14 protein-coding genes are annotated in these 15,639 nt (G+C 66.7%); 6 read left to right on the forward strand and 8 right to left on the reverse strand.

What is annotated here, in order from left to right; translation table 11 throughout:
• Positions 1–107: 107 nt before the first annotated feature.
• The 4 genes from AC1D2E_RS23630 to AC1D2E_RS23645 form a co-directional block, all read right to left on the reverse strand.
• Complete coding sequence (locus tag AC1D2E_RS23630) at positions 108–1,400, reverse strand: replication-associated recombination protein A (RefSeq protein WP_478199658.1); 1,293 nt, start codon at positions 1,398–1,400, stop codon at positions 108–110.
• Between the two features lie 71 nt (positions 1,401–1,471).
• Positions 1,472–2,104, reverse strand: coding sequence for an outer membrane lipoprotein periplasmic chaperone LolA (gene lolA, locus AC1D2E_RS23635; protein WP_478199659.1), 633 nt, complete (start codon positions 2,102–2,104; stop codon positions 1,472–1,474).
• 17 nt (positions 2,105–2,121) lie between these two features.
• The gene (locus tag AC1D2E_RS23640) at positions 2,122–4,506 is read right to left on the reverse strand and encodes a DNA translocase FtsK (protein ID WP_478199660.1); all 2,385 of its coding nucleotides are present in this window, start codon (positions 4,504–4,506) and stop codon (positions 2,122–2,124) included.
• 127 nt (positions 4,507–4,633) lie between these two features.
• Positions 4,634–5,308, reverse strand: a complete 675-nt coding sequence (locus AC1D2E_RS23645; RefSeq protein WP_478172840.1) for a Crp/Fnr family transcriptional regulator — start codon at positions 5,306–5,308, stop codon at positions 4,634–4,636.
• A gap of 166 nt (positions 5,309–5,474) precedes the next feature.
• On the opposite strand from AC1D2E_RS23645, the gene trxB reads away from it, so the two are divergent.
• The 3 genes from trxB (at position 5,475) to rpmG (ending at position 7,204) form a co-directional block, all read left to right on the forward strand.
• Positions 5,475–6,422, forward strand: coding sequence for a thioredoxin-disulfide reductase (gene trxB, locus AC1D2E_RS23650; protein ID WP_478172841.1), 948 nt, complete (start codon positions 5,475–5,477; stop codon positions 6,420–6,422).
• A 363-nt stretch (positions 6,423–6,785) separates the two neighbouring features.
• Positions 6,786–7,019: a 50S ribosomal protein L28 gene (gene rpmB, locus AC1D2E_RS23655; protein ID WP_028251282.1), complete on the forward strand. Its 234-nt coding sequence runs from the start codon at positions 6,786–6,788 to the stop codon at positions 7,017–7,019.
• 11 nt (positions 7,020–7,030) lie between these two features.
• The gene (gene rpmG / locus AC1D2E_RS23660) at positions 7,031–7,204 is read left to right on the forward strand and encodes a 50S ribosomal protein L33 (protein WP_007830291.1); all 174 of its coding nucleotides are present in this window, start codon (positions 7,031–7,033) and stop codon (positions 7,202–7,204) included.
• Between the two features lie 134 nt (positions 7,205–7,338).
• On the opposite strand, the gene AC1D2E_RS23665 is transcribed toward rpmG, so the two are convergent.
• The 3 genes from AC1D2E_RS23665 to AC1D2E_RS23675 all read right to left on the reverse strand — a co-directional run bounded on the left by AC1D2E_RS23665 (position 7,339) and on the right by AC1D2E_RS23675 (position 12,026).
• Complete coding sequence (locus tag AC1D2E_RS23665) at positions 7,339–8,553, reverse strand: DesA family fatty acid desaturase (protein WP_478199661.1); 1,215 nt, start codon at positions 8,551–8,553, stop codon at positions 7,339–7,341.
• 130 nt (positions 8,554–8,683) lie between these two features.
• Entirely contained in the window at positions 8,684–9,955 is a 1,272-nt protein-coding gene (locus tag AC1D2E_RS23670; protein ID WP_478199662.1) for an RsmB/NOP family class I SAM-dependent RNA methyltransferase, read from the reverse strand.
• 205 nt (positions 9,956–10,160) lie between these two features.
• Positions 10,161–12,026 (reverse strand): M48 family metallopeptidase, encoded by a 1,866-nt coding sequence (locus tag AC1D2E_RS23675; protein WP_478199663.1) that lies wholly within the window; start codon positions 12,024–12,026, stop codon positions 10,161–10,163.
• 35 nt (positions 12,027–12,061) lie between these two features.
• On the opposite strand from AC1D2E_RS23675, the gene AC1D2E_RS23680 reads away from it, so the two are divergent.
• On the forward strand, positions 12,062–12,301 hold the full coding sequence (locus tag AC1D2E_RS23680; RefSeq protein WP_478172845.1) for a DUF1653 domain-containing protein: 240 nt from the start codon (positions 12,062–12,064) through the stop codon (positions 12,299–12,301).
• A gap of 22 nt (positions 12,302–12,323) precedes the next feature.
• Here AC1D2E_RS23680 and purN read toward each other — a convergent pair whose 3' ends face one another.
• Positions 12,324–12,908 (reverse strand): phosphoribosylglycinamide formyltransferase, encoded by a 585-nt coding sequence (gene purN, locus AC1D2E_RS23685; RefSeq protein ID WP_478172846.1) that lies wholly within the window; start codon positions 12,906–12,908, stop codon positions 12,324–12,326.
• Positions 12,909–13,050: 142 nt separating this feature from the next.
• On the opposite strand from purN, the gene AC1D2E_RS23690 reads away from it, so the two are divergent.
• Both AC1D2E_RS23690 and AC1D2E_RS23695 read left to right on the forward strand, forming a co-directional pair.
• The gene (locus AC1D2E_RS23690) at positions 13,051–14,232 is read left to right on the forward strand and encodes an acyl-CoA dehydrogenase family protein (protein ID WP_478199664.1); all 1,182 of its coding nucleotides are present in this window, start codon (positions 13,051–13,053) and stop codon (positions 14,230–14,232) included.
• 94 nt (positions 14,233–14,326) lie between these two features.
• Positions 14,327–15,442: an acyl-CoA dehydrogenase family protein gene (locus AC1D2E_RS23695; RefSeq protein ID WP_478199665.1), complete on the forward strand. Its 1,116-nt coding sequence runs from the start codon at positions 14,327–14,329 to the stop codon at positions 15,440–15,442.
• Positions 15,443–15,639: the final 197 nt, after the last annotated feature.

The following is a 15,639-nucleotide window of genomic DNA, read 5'->3' on the forward strand; positions in this document are numbered from 1 at the left end:
TTCGCGGGAACGCCCTTCTGGTGCGCTTTCGACGGGGTTTTCCCGCTGGCGCACATTCGAAGTGCAGCGGTGGGGCAAGGAAGTATCGGCGCCGATGCAGGGCGGTATCAGCCTGCAGCGTCCTTGTTCCGATTTCGCAATTCGCGCAGCTTTTCCGCAATGCGGATTTCAAGCCCCCGTTCCACCGGGCGGTAGAAGCCCGGCGCATCGAGGCCGTCGGGAAGATAGGTCTCGCCGGCAGCGAATCCGCCCTCCTCGTCATGCGCATAGCGATAGCCCTTGCCGTAGTCGAGTTGCTTCATCAGCGTCGTCGGCGCGTTGCGCAGGTGCATCGGCACCGGCCGCGTGCCGTCCGACTTGATGAAGGCCTTGACCTCGTTGTACGCCTTGTAGACCGCGTTCGACTTCGGCGCCACCGCGAGGTAGACCACGCACTGGGCCAGCGCCAGTTCGCCTTCCGGGCTGCCGAGCCGCTCGTAGACCTCGGCCGCATCGAGCGCGAGCCGCAGCGCGCGCGGGTCGGCCAGGCCGATGTCCTCGCTCGCCATGCGCACCAGCCGGCGCGCCATGTAGCGCGGATCGGCGCCGCCGTCGAGCATGCGCACGAACCAATACAGTGCCGCATCGGGGTCGCTGCCGCGCACCGACTTGTGCAGCGCCGAAATGGTGTCGTAGAACTGCTCGCCGCCCTTGTCGTAGCGCCGCAACCGCTCGCCGAGCACGCGCAGCAGCCAGGCATCGGTGATGCTGTCGAGCTTCTCGGCGCCGGCGGCGACCGCCAGCGTCTCCAGCGTATTGAGCAGTCGCCGGGCATCGCCGTCGGCATAGGCGACCAGGCGGTCGACCGCCTCGGCGGCGATCGCCGGCACCGCCTGGATGTCCTGCGCCCGTTCGACGATCTTCTTGAGATCGGCCTCGGCGAGCGGCTGCAGCACGTAGACCGCGGCCCGCGACAGCAGCGCCGAATTGACCTCGAAGGAAGGGTTCTCCGTGGTCGCGCCGATGAAGGTGAACAGGCCCGACTCGACGTGCGGCAGGAAGGCATCCTGCTGGCTCTTGTTGAAGCGATGGACCTCGTCGACGAAGACGATGGTGCGGCGCTGCTCGAGTCCGTCGCGTGCCGAGAGGGCGCGCTCGACCGCGTCTCGGATGTCCTTCACGCCGCCGAGCACTGCGCTGATGCTCAGGAACTGGGCATCGAAGGCGTCCGCCATCAGGCGCGCGATGGTCGTCTTGCCGACGCCGGGCGGGCCCCAAAGGATGCACGAATGCGGCTGGCCGGACTCGAAGGCGATGCGCAAGGGCATGCCGGGGCCCAACAGGTGCTGCTGCCCGATCACCTCGCCGAGGGTGCGCGGGCGAAGACGTTCGGCAAGGGGAGTGTGGGTACTGGTGGCCATCGGAAACATAGTGTCGCCCCGGATCCTAGCCGTGCGGGCTTGAGATGCCCGCGCAAGGCGCCGAAGGCGCGCTACTGGCGAATCACGTCGGCACCGACCGGCACCTTGAACTGGAAAGTCGACGGCGGCAACGACGGGTTGACCTCGACCTTGCCGAACTTGAGCACCGAGCGCTGGCCGAAGCTGTCGAGGATCTCGAGCGCCGACAGCGCTTCGCCCTGGAAGCCGACCTGCACACTCTGGAGTTGCCCGTCCTTGCTCTTGGGCGTTGCCTTGACCCACTGCAATCCGTCGCGCTCAGGTCCGGCTTCGAGCGTGAAGTCGGCCTGCAGCGCGCGCAGGTCGGGCGCCGCCGCGATCAGCGCCGCGGGCGTGGAACCCAGCGCCTGCGCCTGCTTGCGCTGCGTGACCTGATTCAGGTCGGCATCGTAGAGCGACAGCGTCTCGCCGTCGGCGACGATGCTCTGGACGAAGGGCTTCTCGTAGTCGAACCTGAACTTGCCCGGCCGCTGGAATTCGAAGCGGCCGGTCGAGACCTTGGGGCGCGACGCCTGGCCGTCCTTCGGCGGTGCCGTCACGGTCTGGGTGAACCCGGCGCGACCCGACTTCACGGTCTTCACGAAGGCCTCGAGGCTCTCCATGCCGCCGGCCCACGCACCGGCCACGGCCACCGCGAACAAGGCGCCCACGATCAGCTTCTTCATCGTCATCTTCGACCCGTTCATTCCGTCCTTGCAGGCACCAGGATCTCGCGCTGGCCGCTGCCGCTCATCGCGCTCACCAAGCCCGCGTTCTCCATGTCCTCGACCAGCCGCGCCGCGCGGTTGTAGCCGATCTTCAAGTGGCGCTGAACCAGCGAGATGCTGGCCTTGCGGTGCTTCAGCACGACCTCGACCGCCTGGTCGTACATCGGGTCCTTCTCGCCGCCCTCGCCGCCGCTCTCGCCCAGCACGTCGCCGTCGCCATCGACGGTACCGCCTTCGAGCACGCCCTCGATGTAGTCCGGCTCCCCTTGCGACTTGAGGTAGGCGACCACACGGTGCACTTCCTCGTCGCTCACGAAAGCGCCGTGGACGCGCACCGGCAAACCGGTGCCGCTCGGCATGTAGAGCATGTCGCCCATGCCCAGCAGCGCCTCGGCGCCCATCTGGTCGAGGATGGTGCGGGAGTCGATCTTGCTCGACACCTGGAAGGCGATGCGGGTCGGGATGTTGGCCTTGATCAGGCCGGTGATCACGTCCACGCTGGGCCGCTGGGTCGCCAGGATGAGGTGGATGCCGGCCGCCCGCGCCTTCTGCGCCAGCCGGGCGATCAGCTCTTCGATCTTCTTGCCGACCACCATCATCAGGTCGGCCAGTTCGTCGATCACGACCACGATGTGCGGCTCGCGTTGCAGCGGCTCCGGACTGTCGGGCGTCAGGCTGAACGGGTTGTAGATGAACTCCTCGCGCGCCTTCGCCTCGTCGATCTTGACGTTGTAGCCGGCCAGGTTGCGCACGCCGAGCTTGCTCATGAGCTTGTAGCGCCGCTCCATCTCGGCCACGCACCAGTTCAGGCCGTGCGCGGCCTGCCGCATATCGGTCACCACCGGTGCCAGCAGGTGCGGGATGCCTTCGTAGACCGACATCTCGAGCATCTTGGGGTCGATCATCAACAGGCGCACGTCACGCGCCTCGGCCTTGTACAAGAGGCTCAGGATCATCGCGTTGATGCCGACCGACTTGCCGGAGCCCGTGGTGCCCGCCACCAGCACGTGAGGCATTTTCGCCAGGTCGGCGACCACCGGATTGCCGATGATGTCCTTGCCCAGGCCCATCGTGAGCATCGACTTGCCCTCGTTGTAGACCTGCGAGCCGAGGATTTCGCTGAGCTTGATCGACTGCCGCTTGGCGTTCGGCAGTTCGAGCGCCATGTAGTTCTTGCCCGGGATCGTCTCGACCACCCGGATCGACACCAGCGACAGCGATCGCGCCAGGTCCTTGGCAAGTCCGACGATCTGCGAGCCCTTGACGCCGGTGGCCGGCTCGATCTCGTAGCGCGTGATGACCGGACCCGGCGAGGCCAGCACCACGCGCACCTCGACGCCGAAGTCCTTGAGCTTCTTCTCGATCATCCGGGAAGTCATCTCGAGCGTGTCGGGCGACACGGTTTCCTGGCGCATCTGCGCGGCGTCGAGCAGGTCGACCTGCGGCAGCTTGCTGTCGGGCAGTTCGCGGAACAGGGGCTTCTGGCGTTCCTTTGCCACGCGATCGCTCTTCGGCACCTCGGCCAGCGCCGGCTCGATCTGGACCGGCGGCGACGGTGCGCGCCGCTTGGGCCGAGGCAGGATGCGCAGCTCTTCATCGGGCACCTCCGGCTCGGGCCCGGTGTCGACCGCGGACAGTTCCTCGCGCTCGCGCACCGCCTGCTTGCCCATCGCGATGTCCTGCGCGATCTCGCGCTTTTCGCGCCGCGACTCGAACAGCGAATACAGGCGCGTGCCGATGCGTTCGGCGATCTGGCCCCAGGAGAAGCGGAACACCAGCGCCGAGCCGATCACGCCGCCGGCGATCGCGATCAGGGCCGAGCCGGTGAAGCCCATCCACTTGACGCTGGCCGGCCCGACCAGGTAGCCGAGCACCCCGCCGCCATGCCCCGGCAGGCGGAACTCGAGCCGATACAGCCGCGACCATTCGAGCACCGCGCTGGCGCAGAGCAGCAGGATCAGCCCGAACCAGAAGGCCAGGCGGCTGCGGTTGAAAGGTCCGCGCGGCGTCTGTTCGCCCGCCGCCGCCTCGCCGCCCCGCATCCAGCCGGCCAGCGAGGACAGCCAGACGCGCAGGCCGGCCGCCAGGCACCACCAGACCGAGTAGCCGGCCAGGAAATAGCTGGCATCGGCCAGCCAGGCGCCGATGCGGCCGCCCCAGTTCTTGACTTCGCCGCCGGTGCCCGAGGTCGACCAAGCGGCGTCCGAGGGCGTGAAGCTCAGCATCGCGAGCAGCCAGAACAGCAGCACCACGAAGCCGGCGATCAGCGTGATCTCGTGGGCGAATCGCATCGCGCGCAGTCGCACCGGCTGCGGCTCGCCCGATGAGGAGTTTTGAAGAGTATTGAGCGAATAGGTCATGAAAGGCACGCCGTGCAGCCCGCGGGGGCGGGCTGGAGATCCGGCAAAACTACAACGAAAACGCCCGCGGCCGCATTGTCGGGGCGGGCGACGTCGTGGCCGGCCCGCGACGCCGCCGGCCAGCCTGTCAGGTGAGCGATGAGAGTCGTTCCTTGACGATCATCGAGCCATCGATCTGCGTCTGGACGAAGCCACGCTCTTCGAGATCCTTCATGACGCGGCTGACCATCTCGCGCGAGGCGCCGACCATCTTGGCCAGATCCTGCCGCGAGATCTTGTCGCGCACCTTGAGGTTGCCTTCGCCATCGTCGACCGCGAATTCGAGCAGCGAACGGGCGACACGGCCATAGACGTCCATCAGTGCCAGCGACTCGATCTTGCGATCGGCATGGCGCAGGCGCGCCACCAGGCCACGCATGATGTTGTAGGACATCGAGGAATTCTCGGGCAGACAGCGCGCGAAGGCCTCCCGGTCGAGCATCAGGACGTCGGTCTGGATCTCGGTGCGCACAGTGGCCGAATGCGGCTCATCGTCGATCATGCTCATCTCGCCGACGTAGTCGCCCGGCTGCAGAGTGGCGAGGATGACCTCCCGCCCGCGGCTGTCGGTGCTCATGACGCGGGCCCGCCCGGTCAGGATGATGTAGAGCGCATCCGACTTCTTGCCCTGTTCGACCACCACCTCGGCACGCTTGAAACGCTTCTTGACGATCGCGTCGGCGATGCTCGCGGACTGGGCAGGTGTCAGCGCTGCGAACAACGGCACGCGACGGAGCAATTCAAGATTGGACAGCATCGACATTCATCAATCCCCGATTTGGCGCGATTGCATCATCGATGGATTCATACAATCGCGCCCATTGAAAGGAGCCGCCATCCGGGCTTGAACCGAACGGTGATACTCCATATCTATAAAACACCCTGAAAATGTACACGCTGCTGCAGCGTCAATCCTAGGTTTTCTACTCATGTCATCCACTCCGCACGCTAAGGTTCTCATTCTCGGCTCCGGCCCGGCCGGTTATACCGCGGCAGTCTACGCGGCCCGCGCCAATCTCGAACCCATGCTGATCACCGGCATGGCTCAAGGCGGGCAGCTCATGACGACGACCGACGTCGACAACTGGCCGGCCGATGTCCACGGCGTGCAGGGGCCCGACCTGATGCAGCGCTTCCTGGAGCACGCCGAGCGCTTCAAGACCCGAATCGTCTTCGACCATATCAACAAGGTCGACTTCAGCAAGCGCCCCTTTACCCTGACCGGCGACAGCGGCACCTACACCTGCGACGCGCTGATCATCGCCACCGGCGCCTCGGCCAAGTACCTGGGGCTCGAATCCGAGCAGCACTTCATGGGCCGCGGCGTCTCGGGCTGCGCTACCTGCGACGGCTTCTTCTACCGCGAACAGGAAGTCTGCGTCATCGGCGGCGGCAACACCGCGGTCGAGGAAGCGCTGTACCTGTCGAACATTGCCAGCAAGGTCACGCTGGTGCACCGGCGCGACAAGTTCCGCGCCGAGCCGATCCTGATCGACAAGCTGCACGCCAAGGTCGCCGAAGGCAAGATCGAGCTCAAGGTCCACAACACGCTGGACCAGGTGCTGGGCGACGATTCGGGCGTGACCGGCATCCGGCTCAAGAACACCCAGACCGGCGCCACCGAGGATCTACGGCTCAAGGGCTGCTTCATCGCCATTGGCCACCACCCCAACACCGACATCTTCCAGGGCCAGCTCGAGATGAAGGACGGCTACATCCTGACCCGCTCGGGCCTGCAGGGATTCGCGACGATGACCAGCGTGCCGGGCGTGTTCGCCGCCGGCGACGTGCAGGACCATGTCTATCGCCAGGCGATCACCAGCGCCGGAACCGGCTGCATGGCCGCACTGGACGCCCAGCGCTTTTTGGAACAATAGCTCGCCCCCAGGTTGCCCGGCACTTCGTGTCCGGGCGCCTCAAGTCGCCGCCAGAGGCAGCGGCCCTTCGGAGCCGTCCAAGCCTGCGCAGGCAGGCTTGGAGCCGCGGCTCCTCAGCCCCCTGCCGGGGGCAACACCAGCGGCCCGGCGAAGCCGGCTCCGCGGTGTTTCACCTACTCGGCCTGGCTGCGCCGGTCGTGTGAAGGGTTTGGGCTATAATTTCGGGCTTTGCCGAGCTTGACGCATGCGTCGGTCGGCGACATCGGGGTACCGCCACCCGTTTCTGGCGAGGTCAAGCTGCAAACCACCCACGCAACCCTGCTGCGTTGCTTTGGTGCCAGCTGTTCAAGAAAGAGTGTCCACATGGCACGCGTCTGCGAAGTCACGGGCAAAGGCCCGATGGTCGGAAACAATGTTTCCCACGCCAACAACAAAACCAAGCGCCGGTTCCTGCCGAACCTGCAATACCGTCGTTTCTGGGTCGAAACGGAAAACCGCTGGGTTCGCCTGCGGGTTTCGAGCGCTGCCCTGCGCCTGATCGACAAGAACGGCATCGACGCCGTGCTCGCAGACCTGCGCGCACGCGGCCAAGCTTAAGGAGCTGAATCATGGCAACGAGCAAAGGCGGACGCGAAAAGATCAAGCTGGAATCCACCGCGGGTACCGGCCATTTCTACACGACCAGCAAGAACAAGAAGACGATGCCTGAAAAGATGTCGATCATGAAGTTCGACCCGAAGGCGCGCAAGCACGTCGAGTACAAGGAAATCAAGCTGAAGTAATTCAGCGCTTTCCAACAACAAGAACCCGCTGCGATCCAGCGGGTTTTTTGTTGCCCGCCGTTGCCGCGGGCACAAAAAAGCCGGCTCGAAAGCCGGCTCTTTACCTGGGAGCAGCCAGGCGCTGGGACGGAAGCTCAGGCCCTCGCGGCGCGCAGACGAGTCGAGAACTCGCGCAGACCGGCAATGCCACTGGCCTCGGCGCGATGGCACCAGGCGGCCAGGTCGGCAGCCAACTGCTCACGCGAATGCGAGGTGTTGAGCCACAGCTGGCGCAGCTCTTCGCGCATGGTCACCATCTTGTCGAGCACCGGGTGGGCGGCACGTGCCTGGACCAGGTTCGAGCGCACGGCAGCGGGCACCTTGTCGTCGTCGCGGTGCAGCCAGTTCTTGGCCGCTTTGAGCGCCGACAGGTCGGCCCCCTTGGCCTTGAGCTGTGCCAACTCTGCGCGGGTGGCGCGGCGCATTTCGCGCGCATAGCCGGCCATCACTTCGTAGCGGTTGGCGATCACGGCCTCGAGGGTCTTCTCGTTGGCCACCGGCACCACGTCGCCCATCTGCATCTTGGGCGGCAGCTTCTTGACCTTGGCCCAGCCGATCTTCTGCATCAGGCTGATGTAGACCCAGCCGATGTCGAACTCGTACTTCTTGACCGAGAACTTGGCCGAGGTCGGGTAGGTGTGGTGGTTGTTGTGCAGCTCTTCGCCGCCGATGATGATGCCCCACGGAATCAGGTTGGTGCTGGCATCGGTGGCTTCGAAGTTGCGGTAGCCCCAGTAGTGGCCGATGCCGTTGACGACGCCGGCGGCCCAGAACGGGATCCAGAGCATCTGGACGGCCCACACGGTCAGGCCGAGCATGCCGAACAGGGCGACATTGAGAATCAGCATCAGGCCCACGCCCTGCCAGCTGTAGCGCGTGTACAGGTTGCGCTCGATCCAGTCGTCGGGCGTGCCGTGGCCGAAACGCTCCATCGTCTCCTTGTTCTTCGATTCCTTGCGGTACAGCTCGGCGCCGCGCCACATGACTTCGTCGATACCCTTGACCTGCGGGCTGTGGGGGTCGTCCACGGTTTCGCACTTGGCGTGGTGCTTGCGGTGGATAGCCACCCATTCCTTGGTCACCATGCCGGTGCCCAGCCAGAGCCAGAAGCGGAAGAAATGCGAGGGGATCGGGCCCAGATCCATGGCCCGGTGCGTTTGCGTCCGGTGCAGGAAGATCGTGACCGCCGCGATCGTGATGTGCGTGGTGACGAGCGTGTACAGCACGACTTGCCACCATGTAAGGTCCCACAAGCCGTTTCCGAGCCAATCGATGGCCGCGCTCAGTACGGCAGAGTCAGGAAGCAACATTGAAATCAGTACTCCATGGCCACACGAAGGTGCAGCCTCTAGATAACCCGCGATTTTAAAGGTTGGGGCCTGGAAAGGGGCCTAAATCCTTGATTTATCGCAAGTTTTCCCACGCTTTGGAGCCTGCCGCCTATTTTCGGTTCCACACTGCGGCAAAAAAGCCGTCGGTGGCGTGGCGATGGGGCCAGAGCCGAAGGAAGCGCGTCCCGCTTTCGCCGCCCGCGCACAGGGCCTCGGCGCCCGCCACCTTGAGGCCGGCCAGCAGCTCCGACGCGTCCTGTAGCTCGAAATCCGGGTTGGCGGCGCCGAAGGCCTCGGCGATGGCCTCGTTCTCTTCCGGCAGCACGCTGCAGGTGGCGTAGACCAGCCGGCCACCCGATTTCACCAGCCGGGCCGCACTCTGCAGGATCGCGGCCTGCTTGACCGTCAGTTCCTGCACCGATTGCGGCGACTGGCGCCATTTCAGGTCCGGATTGCGCCGCAGGGTGCCGAGCCCCGAACACGGCGCATCGACCAGCACCCGGTCGATCTTGCCGGCCAGCCGCTTGATGCGATCGTCGCGCTCATGGGCGATGGCCGCCGGATGCACGTTCGACAGGCCGCTGCGGGCCAGCCGCGGCTTGAGGGCGTCGAGGCGGTGGGCGGAAGTGTCGAAGGCATAGAGCCGCCCCGTGTTGCGCATGGTGGCGCCGATGGCCAGGGTCTTGCCGCCGGCGCCGGCGCAGAAATCGACCACCATCTCGCCGCGCTTGGCGTCCAGCAGCAGGGCCAGCAACTGGGAACCCTCGTCCTGCACCTCGACCGCACCGCGGGTGAAGGCATCGAGCTTGTTCAGGGCGGGCTTGCCGTCGATGCGCAGGCCCCAGGGCGAGAACGGCGTGGGGACCGCCTTGATCGCCGCCTTGGCCAGTTCCTTCTGGACCTCTGGCCGCTTGTCGCTGAGGGCGTTGACCCGGAGGTCGAGCGGCGCCGGCTGCTGCAGGCTTTCCACCAACGGCCAGAACTGGTCGCCCAGCTGCGCCTTGAGCGGCGCCACCAGCCATTCGGGCAGGTTGTGGCGATGCCGTTCGAGCAGGTCGTCGGGCTTGACGGCATCGCAGTTGTCGAGCCAGCGCTTCTCGGTGTCGTTGAGCGCGCTCTTGAGGAAGTCGCGCGGGCCATGGAAGYCGAGGATCGCCATCCGCCGCTCCTTCGGCCCGCTGCCGGAGGGCRACAGGTGGTCGAACAGCAGCTTCTTGCGCAGCACCGTGTAGACGGTCTCGGCCAGGGTGGCGCGCTCGCGCGGCCCGAATTCGCGATGGTCGCGGAAGAAGCGCGAAACGACCTGGTCGGCCGGGTGATCGAATTTCAGAACCAGGCCGACCAGGTCGGCGGTGGCGTCAAGCAGGGCTTTGGGGTGCATCCCTGCATTGTCTCAGTCAAGTACATGGCCCCCACGCTCCGTCACTTCGTGTACTCGCTGCCCCCCGAGGGGGCCGCAGGCCGCCTTGGGGCGGCCCGGCGCCGGCCTGGCCCCCACGCTCCCCCACTGCGTGTGGGTCGCTGCCCCCGAGGGGGCCGCAGGCCGCCTTGGGGGGGCCCGGCGCCGGCCTGGTCGCGCGCTCCCCTCAGGATGAGACGGCGGTTCGGGCCCAGATCGCGCCGAAGGCCTGGCGCTCGATCTGCTCCAGAGTCGGCGAATGGCCGGCCCACAAGACCAGCACGGCGCCCGGCAGGCTCAGGGTCTGCTCGAGCTGGCGGCACAGCTGCCAACGCTCGTCGTCGCTCATTTGCGGCAATTCGAGGAACAGCACGTAGGCGCGCCGCCAAGGGAATTCGCGCAGGTTCTTGCGCACCAGCCAGGCCCGCCAGACCGGGCTGCAGCGAACCAGATCGGCCCGCAGTTCGCCGAGCTCGAACTCGCTCAGGTCGTGGCGCGCGATCTGGGCGAAGAAGGGCGTGGCGGTGATCTCTTCCCAGGCACGTTGCTCGGCCTCCTCCGCCGTCCTGGCCCGCTCGCGCCAGAGCTTGAGCGCGCGCTCGTCGTGCCCGCCGGCATCCGGGTCCTCGAGCAGGCCGACCGCCGTCTTGGCGGCCCACCAGCGGCTGGCCATGCTCGATTCGTGCAGCCGCTCCAGCACCGCGAGGCGCGCGCCGCGGTCGCGGGCCGGCAACAGCTGCGCCAGGCCGCGCAGGGCGCCCGGATGGTTGTCGGTCAGTTGCAGGGCGCGCTCATAGAGGCCGAGAACCTCGGCCGATGCATCGAGCCGACGCGCGCAGTCGGCCCACTCGACCATCTCGTCGGCGTTGTTGCGGCCGGCGCTGGCGGCCAGGACGGCGACCCGCTCGCGCACCCGGACCAGGTAAGCATGGTGCTGCTTCCAGTCGTTGGCATGGTCTCGGCGCCATTCGCTGTCGAAATGGGCGGTCCATCGGGGTGCATCGGCGAGCATCCCCAGCGCCGATTTCGCCGACCAGGACGGCAGGACGGGCTTCTCGTCGAGCGCTTCGAGCCGATCGCGCAGCACCGGGTGGGTGTCATCGACATCGCTGACGCTGCGTAGCGCGGCGCGCAGCGCCGAGCGCGCGAAATCCGGCGCCATCGGCGCGCGCAGCTGCGGCGCCATCGCCGAGAACGGGCCGACCGGGATCGGCTCGTCGACCGCCCGCGACCAGTGCGCGGGCCAGAAATTCTCGGCGTACCAGGCGCTCTTGACCACGATCTCGGTCAGCGCGCCGGCCACCACCCGGGTGCCGAGAAGGCGAGCAGCGACGCGATCGGCCTCGTACTCATCCTGCCGCGCCAGCGCGAAGGTCTTGGCGGCGAAACGCGGAAAGTACCAGCGGAAGAAGGCCTGCGAGGCGAAGGCCATCACGCCCTCGTCGCGCTGGAAGCTGGCGTCCAGCTTGAGCCACGACATCCGCGTGCGATAGATCCAGGCGCTCAGCTTGCCGTGATTGCCGCGCAGATGCCCGTATTCGTGGGCCAGCACCGACAGCAGGCGCCGGCGGTCCAGCGCCATCAGCAGCGGCAGGCCGATGCTGAGATGGTTGACCGCGCCGCCGAAGAGCCCGAAGCGCGGCAACTGCCGGATGCTGGCGTTGAACTCGCTGTCGAGGTAGACGCGGTGCACCGGCGGGCCGTCGATCCGTTGCCGAATGCGGTCCAATGCCTCGAACAGCGCCGGCGCGTCCTCGCGCTCCAGGGCCACGCCTTCGGGCTCGTCGAAGCTCACCCACAAGGCGCGCAGCGTGGCCCACAACAGGCCGAGCGCGAACAGCAGCAGCCAGCCACGGCTGAAGTTGAAGCGCCCGCCGTGTGCCAGCCCGCCGACCACCCAGGCGATGATGCCCATCGCCAGCGCCAGGCAGGCGATCACCCAGAGGTAGCCCAGGGCGGCGAAGATCGCGACGCCGCGCCGGTAGCCGCTGCTGTCGTCGGCGCTGGCATGCTCGCTCAAGCGCACGAGATGAACAAAATCCGCCCTATCCATCCCGACCTTTCAGTTCCATCAAGGAAACACACAGCGTGAACGACGACGACCTGCCACCCCTGATCGAGACCCCGCCCGGGCGCTACCGCCACTACAAGGGCGGCGAGTACGAAGTCCTGGGCACCGTGCGGCACAGCGAGACGCTGGAGCCGATGACGCTCTACCGCGCGCTCTACGGCGAGCGCGGGCTCTGGGTGCGCCCGGCCGCCATGTTCGGCGGCCGCGTGGACATCGACGGCTCGTCACGGTTGCGCTTCGCGAGGCTCGAAGAGTAGAAACCAGACTCCGCGGATTGTGTCATTCTGTTTCTCTGAGCCAAGCCGCAATCGCTTGCGGGTAAACCCGATGTTCGTGCACCAGAACACGTTCCGCGAGGCTTGCGGCGGTGTCGTCGGGCAGCACCGGCACCACCGCCTGCGCGAGGATCGGCCCATGGTCGAGTTCGACCGTCACCTGGTGCACCGTGAGCCCCGCCACCTTGCAGCCCGCCTCGATCGCACGCTGGTGGGTATGAAGCCCCGGGAACGCCGGCAGCAGCGACGGGTGGATATTGAGCAGCCGGCCGGCGTATCGGGCCACGAAGCCCGGGGTCAGGATGCGCATGAATCCGGCCAGCACGACCAGGGCGGGCGCGTGCGCGTCGATGGCCTCAGCCAGCGCGGCGTCGAAATCTTCGCGGCTGGCGAAGTCCTTGTGCGGAACCACCGTGGTGGCGACGCCGTGGGCGCGGGCCCATGCGAGGCCCGCAGCCTCCGGCTTGTTGCTGATGACGGCGGCGACCCGGGCATCGAAGCGGGCGGCCCAGCGCTCCTGCTCGGCGGCCCGCACGATGGCCGCCATGTTCGACCCGCCGCCGGAGATAAGGATCACAATATTCTTCATCGGACGCGGGATTATCCGTGTGCTTTTGCGAGGCCGCATTGTCGCGGCGCGGACACCCCGGAAGCGCACGACCGTGCTAAAACCGGCGGTTCCGGAGACACGCCGCGTCCGTGGCGGTTCGATTCAACACAGCGAGGCACGCATGGATTTGAGCTTCACGCCCGAAGAACAGAAGTTCCGCGAAGATATTCGCGCCTGGGTCAAAGAAAACCTTCCCCAAGACATCTCGCACAAGGTGCACAACGCGCTCGAACTGACGCGTGACGACCTGCAGCGATGGGCCAAGATCCTCGGCAAGAAGGGCTGGCTGGGCTACGGCTGGCCGAAGGAGTTCGGCGGCCCCGGCTGGACCGCGGTCGAGAAGCACCTGTTCGAGGAAGAAGCCGCGCTGGCCGGCGCGCCGCGCATCATCCCCTTCGGCCCGGTGATGGTGGCGCCGGTGATCATGGCCTACGGCAATCCCGAGCAGCAGAAGCGCTTCCTGCCCGGCATCGCGAGCGGCGAGGTCTGGTGGAGCCAGGGCTACAGCGAACCGGGCTCGGGTTCCGACCTGGCCTCGGTCAAGACCAAGGCCGAGCGCCAGGGCGACAAGTACATCGTGAACGGCCAGAAGACCTGGACCACGCTGGGCCAGTACGGCGAGTGGATCTTCTGCCTGGTGCGCACCAGCAACGAAGGCAAGCCGCAGACCGGCATCAGCTTCCTGCTGGTCGACATGAAGTCCAAGGGCGTCACGGTGCGCCCGATCAAGCTGCTCGACGGCGGCTACGAAGTCAACGAGGTCTTCTTCGACAACGTCGAGGTGCCGGCCGAGAACCTGATCGGCGAGGAGAACAAGGGCTGGACCTACGCCAAACACCTGCTCTCGCACGAGCGCACCAACATCGCCGACGTCAACCGCGCCAAGCGCGAGCTGGAGCGGCTCAAGCGCCTGGCCAAGAGCGAAGGCGTCTGGGAAGACACCCGCTTCCGCGACGAGATCGCCAAGCTCGAGGTCGACGTGGTCGCGCTCGAGATGCTGGTGCTGCGGGTGCTGTCGGCCGCCACCTCGGGCAAGAACTCGCTCGACATCGCGGGCCTGCTGAAGATCAAGGGCAGCGAGATCCAGCAGCGCTACTCCGAGCTGATGATGCTGGCCGGCGGCCCCTATTCGCTGCCGCTGATCCGCGAGGCGATGGAAGCCGGCTGGCAGGGCAACTTCCCGGGCGGCCACCCCCAGCTGGCACCGCTGGCCTCGACCTACTTCAACATGCGCAAGACCACCATCTACGGTGGCAGCAACGAAGTGCAACGCAACATCGTCGCGCAGACCGTTCTCGGCTGAAGCCGTAGAACGGCCTGCGCCACGCGCTGAATGTTTGACTCCCCCGCACCCCCTCCGGGAGGGGGCTCCAGCGAGGCTTACGCAAGGACTTGATATGGACTTCAATTTTTCGGACGACCAGCAGCAGCTTCGCGACGCCGTCGCCAAGTGGGTCGAAAAAGGCTACGGCTTCGAGCGCCGCCGCGCCAACGAAGCGGCCGGCGGCTTCTCGCGCGAGGCCTGGGACGAACTGGCCGAGCTCGGCCTGGGCGGCCTCTACATTCCCGAGGACGAGGGCGGCCTGGGCATGGGCCCGGTCGAAGGCATGGTCGTGATGGAAGAGCTGGGCCGCRGCATCGTGCTCGAGCCGCTGGCGCAATCCTTCATCGCCGGCGCGCTGCTGGCCGGCCATGCCGATGCCGACACCAAGGACAACTGGCTGCCGCGCATCGCCGGCGGTCAGGCCCTGGTGGTGCTGGCCTACCAGGAGCGCAAGGCGCGCTACCGGCTCGACGTCTGCGAGGCCAAGGCAGAGAAGGCCGGCGACGGCTTCAAGCTGCATGGCACCAAGAGCCTGGTGCCGGCCGGTGACGAGGCCGATGCCTTCCTGGTGCCGGCGCAGCTCGAAGGCCAGATCGCCCTGTTCCTGGTCGAACGGGCCGCCGACGGCGTCGCCGCCCGCGGCTACGGCACGCAGGACGGCAGCCGCGCAGCCGAAGTCGTGTTCGACGGCGCGGCCGCCACGCTGCTGACCCGCGACGGCCTGGCCGCACTCGAATACGGCGTCGACATCGGCATCGCGTCGACCTGCGCCGAAGCCGTCGGCGTGATGGACCAGACGCTCGCGGTCACGGTCGACTACATGAACACGCGCAAGCAGTTCGGTGTCGCGATCGCCACTTTCCAGGCGCTTCGCCACCGTGTCGCCGACATGAAGATGCAGCTCGAACTGGCCCGCTCGATGAGCTACTACGCCAGCCTCAAGCTCAACGCCCCGGCCGCCGAACGGCGCCAAGCGATCGCTCGCGCCAAGTACCAGCTCGGCGTCTCGATGCGCTTCGTGAGCCAGCAGTCGGTGCAGCTGCACGGCGGCATCGGCGTGACCGACGAATACATCGGCAGCCACTACTTCCGCAAGCTCACGCAGCTCGAGATGACCTTCGGCGACAGCCTGCATCACCTCGGCGAAGTGTCGGCCCGCATGCAGGACACCGCGGGAGTGTTCGCCTGAACATCCGCAGCTGTCCGACCCGATAGCCCCTCGCGCCCGCCGGCCCCGCCGGCGGGCGTTTTCATTGGAGAAAGCCTTTCCATGTACTCTCGCCGCCAACTGATCGCACTCGGCCTTTCCACCGCCATGCTCGCTGCCTGCTCCACCCCTCCCTCGGCCAGCGAGCGGCCGCCGATCGTGTTCGTGCACGGCAACGG

The organism is Variovorax sp. P1_H2 (assembly GCF_056405295.1).

Coding starts and splice junctions, on each gene's coding strand:
- AC1D2E_RS23630 (WP_478199658.1), bottom strand. CDS start 1,400: ATGGCCACCAGTACCCACACTCCCCTTGCCGAACGTCTTCGCCCGCGC.
- lolA (WP_478199659.1), bottom strand. CDS start 2,104: ATGAAGAAGCTGATCGTGGGCGCCTTGTTCGCGGTGGCCGTGGCCGGT.
- AC1D2E_RS23640 (WP_478199660.1), bottom strand. CDS start 4,506: ATGACCTATTCGCTCAATACTCTTCAAAACTCCTCATCGGGCGAGCCG.
- AC1D2E_RS23645 (WP_478172840.1), bottom strand. CDS start 5,308: ATGTCGATGCTGTCCAATCTTGAATTGCTCCGTCGCGTGCCGTTGTTC.
- trxB (WP_478172841.1), top strand. CDS start 5,475: ATGTCATCCACTCCGCACGCTAAGGTTCTCATTCTCGGCTCCGGCCCG.
- rpmB (WP_028251282.1), top strand. CDS start 6,786: ATGGCACGCGTCTGCGAAGTCACGGGCAAAGGCCCGATGGTCGGAAAC.
- rpmG (WP_007830291.1), top strand. CDS start 7,031: ATGGCAACGAGCAAAGGCGGACGCGAAAAGATCAAGCTGGAATCCACC.
- AC1D2E_RS23665 (WP_478199661.1), bottom strand. CDS start 8,553: ATGTTGCTTCCTGACTCTGCCGTACTGAGCGCGGCCATCGATTGGCTC.
- AC1D2E_RS23675 (WP_478199663.1), bottom strand. CDS start 12,026: ATGGATAGGGCGGATTTTGTTCATCTCGTGCGCTTGAGCGAGCATGCC.
- purN (WP_478172846.1), bottom strand. CDS start 12,908: ATGAAGAATATTGTGATCCTTATCTCCGGCGGCGGGTCGAACATGGCG.
- AC1D2E_RS23690 (WP_478199664.1), top strand. CDS start 13,051: ATGGATTTGAGCTTCACGCCCGAAGAACAGAAGTTCCGCGAAGATATT.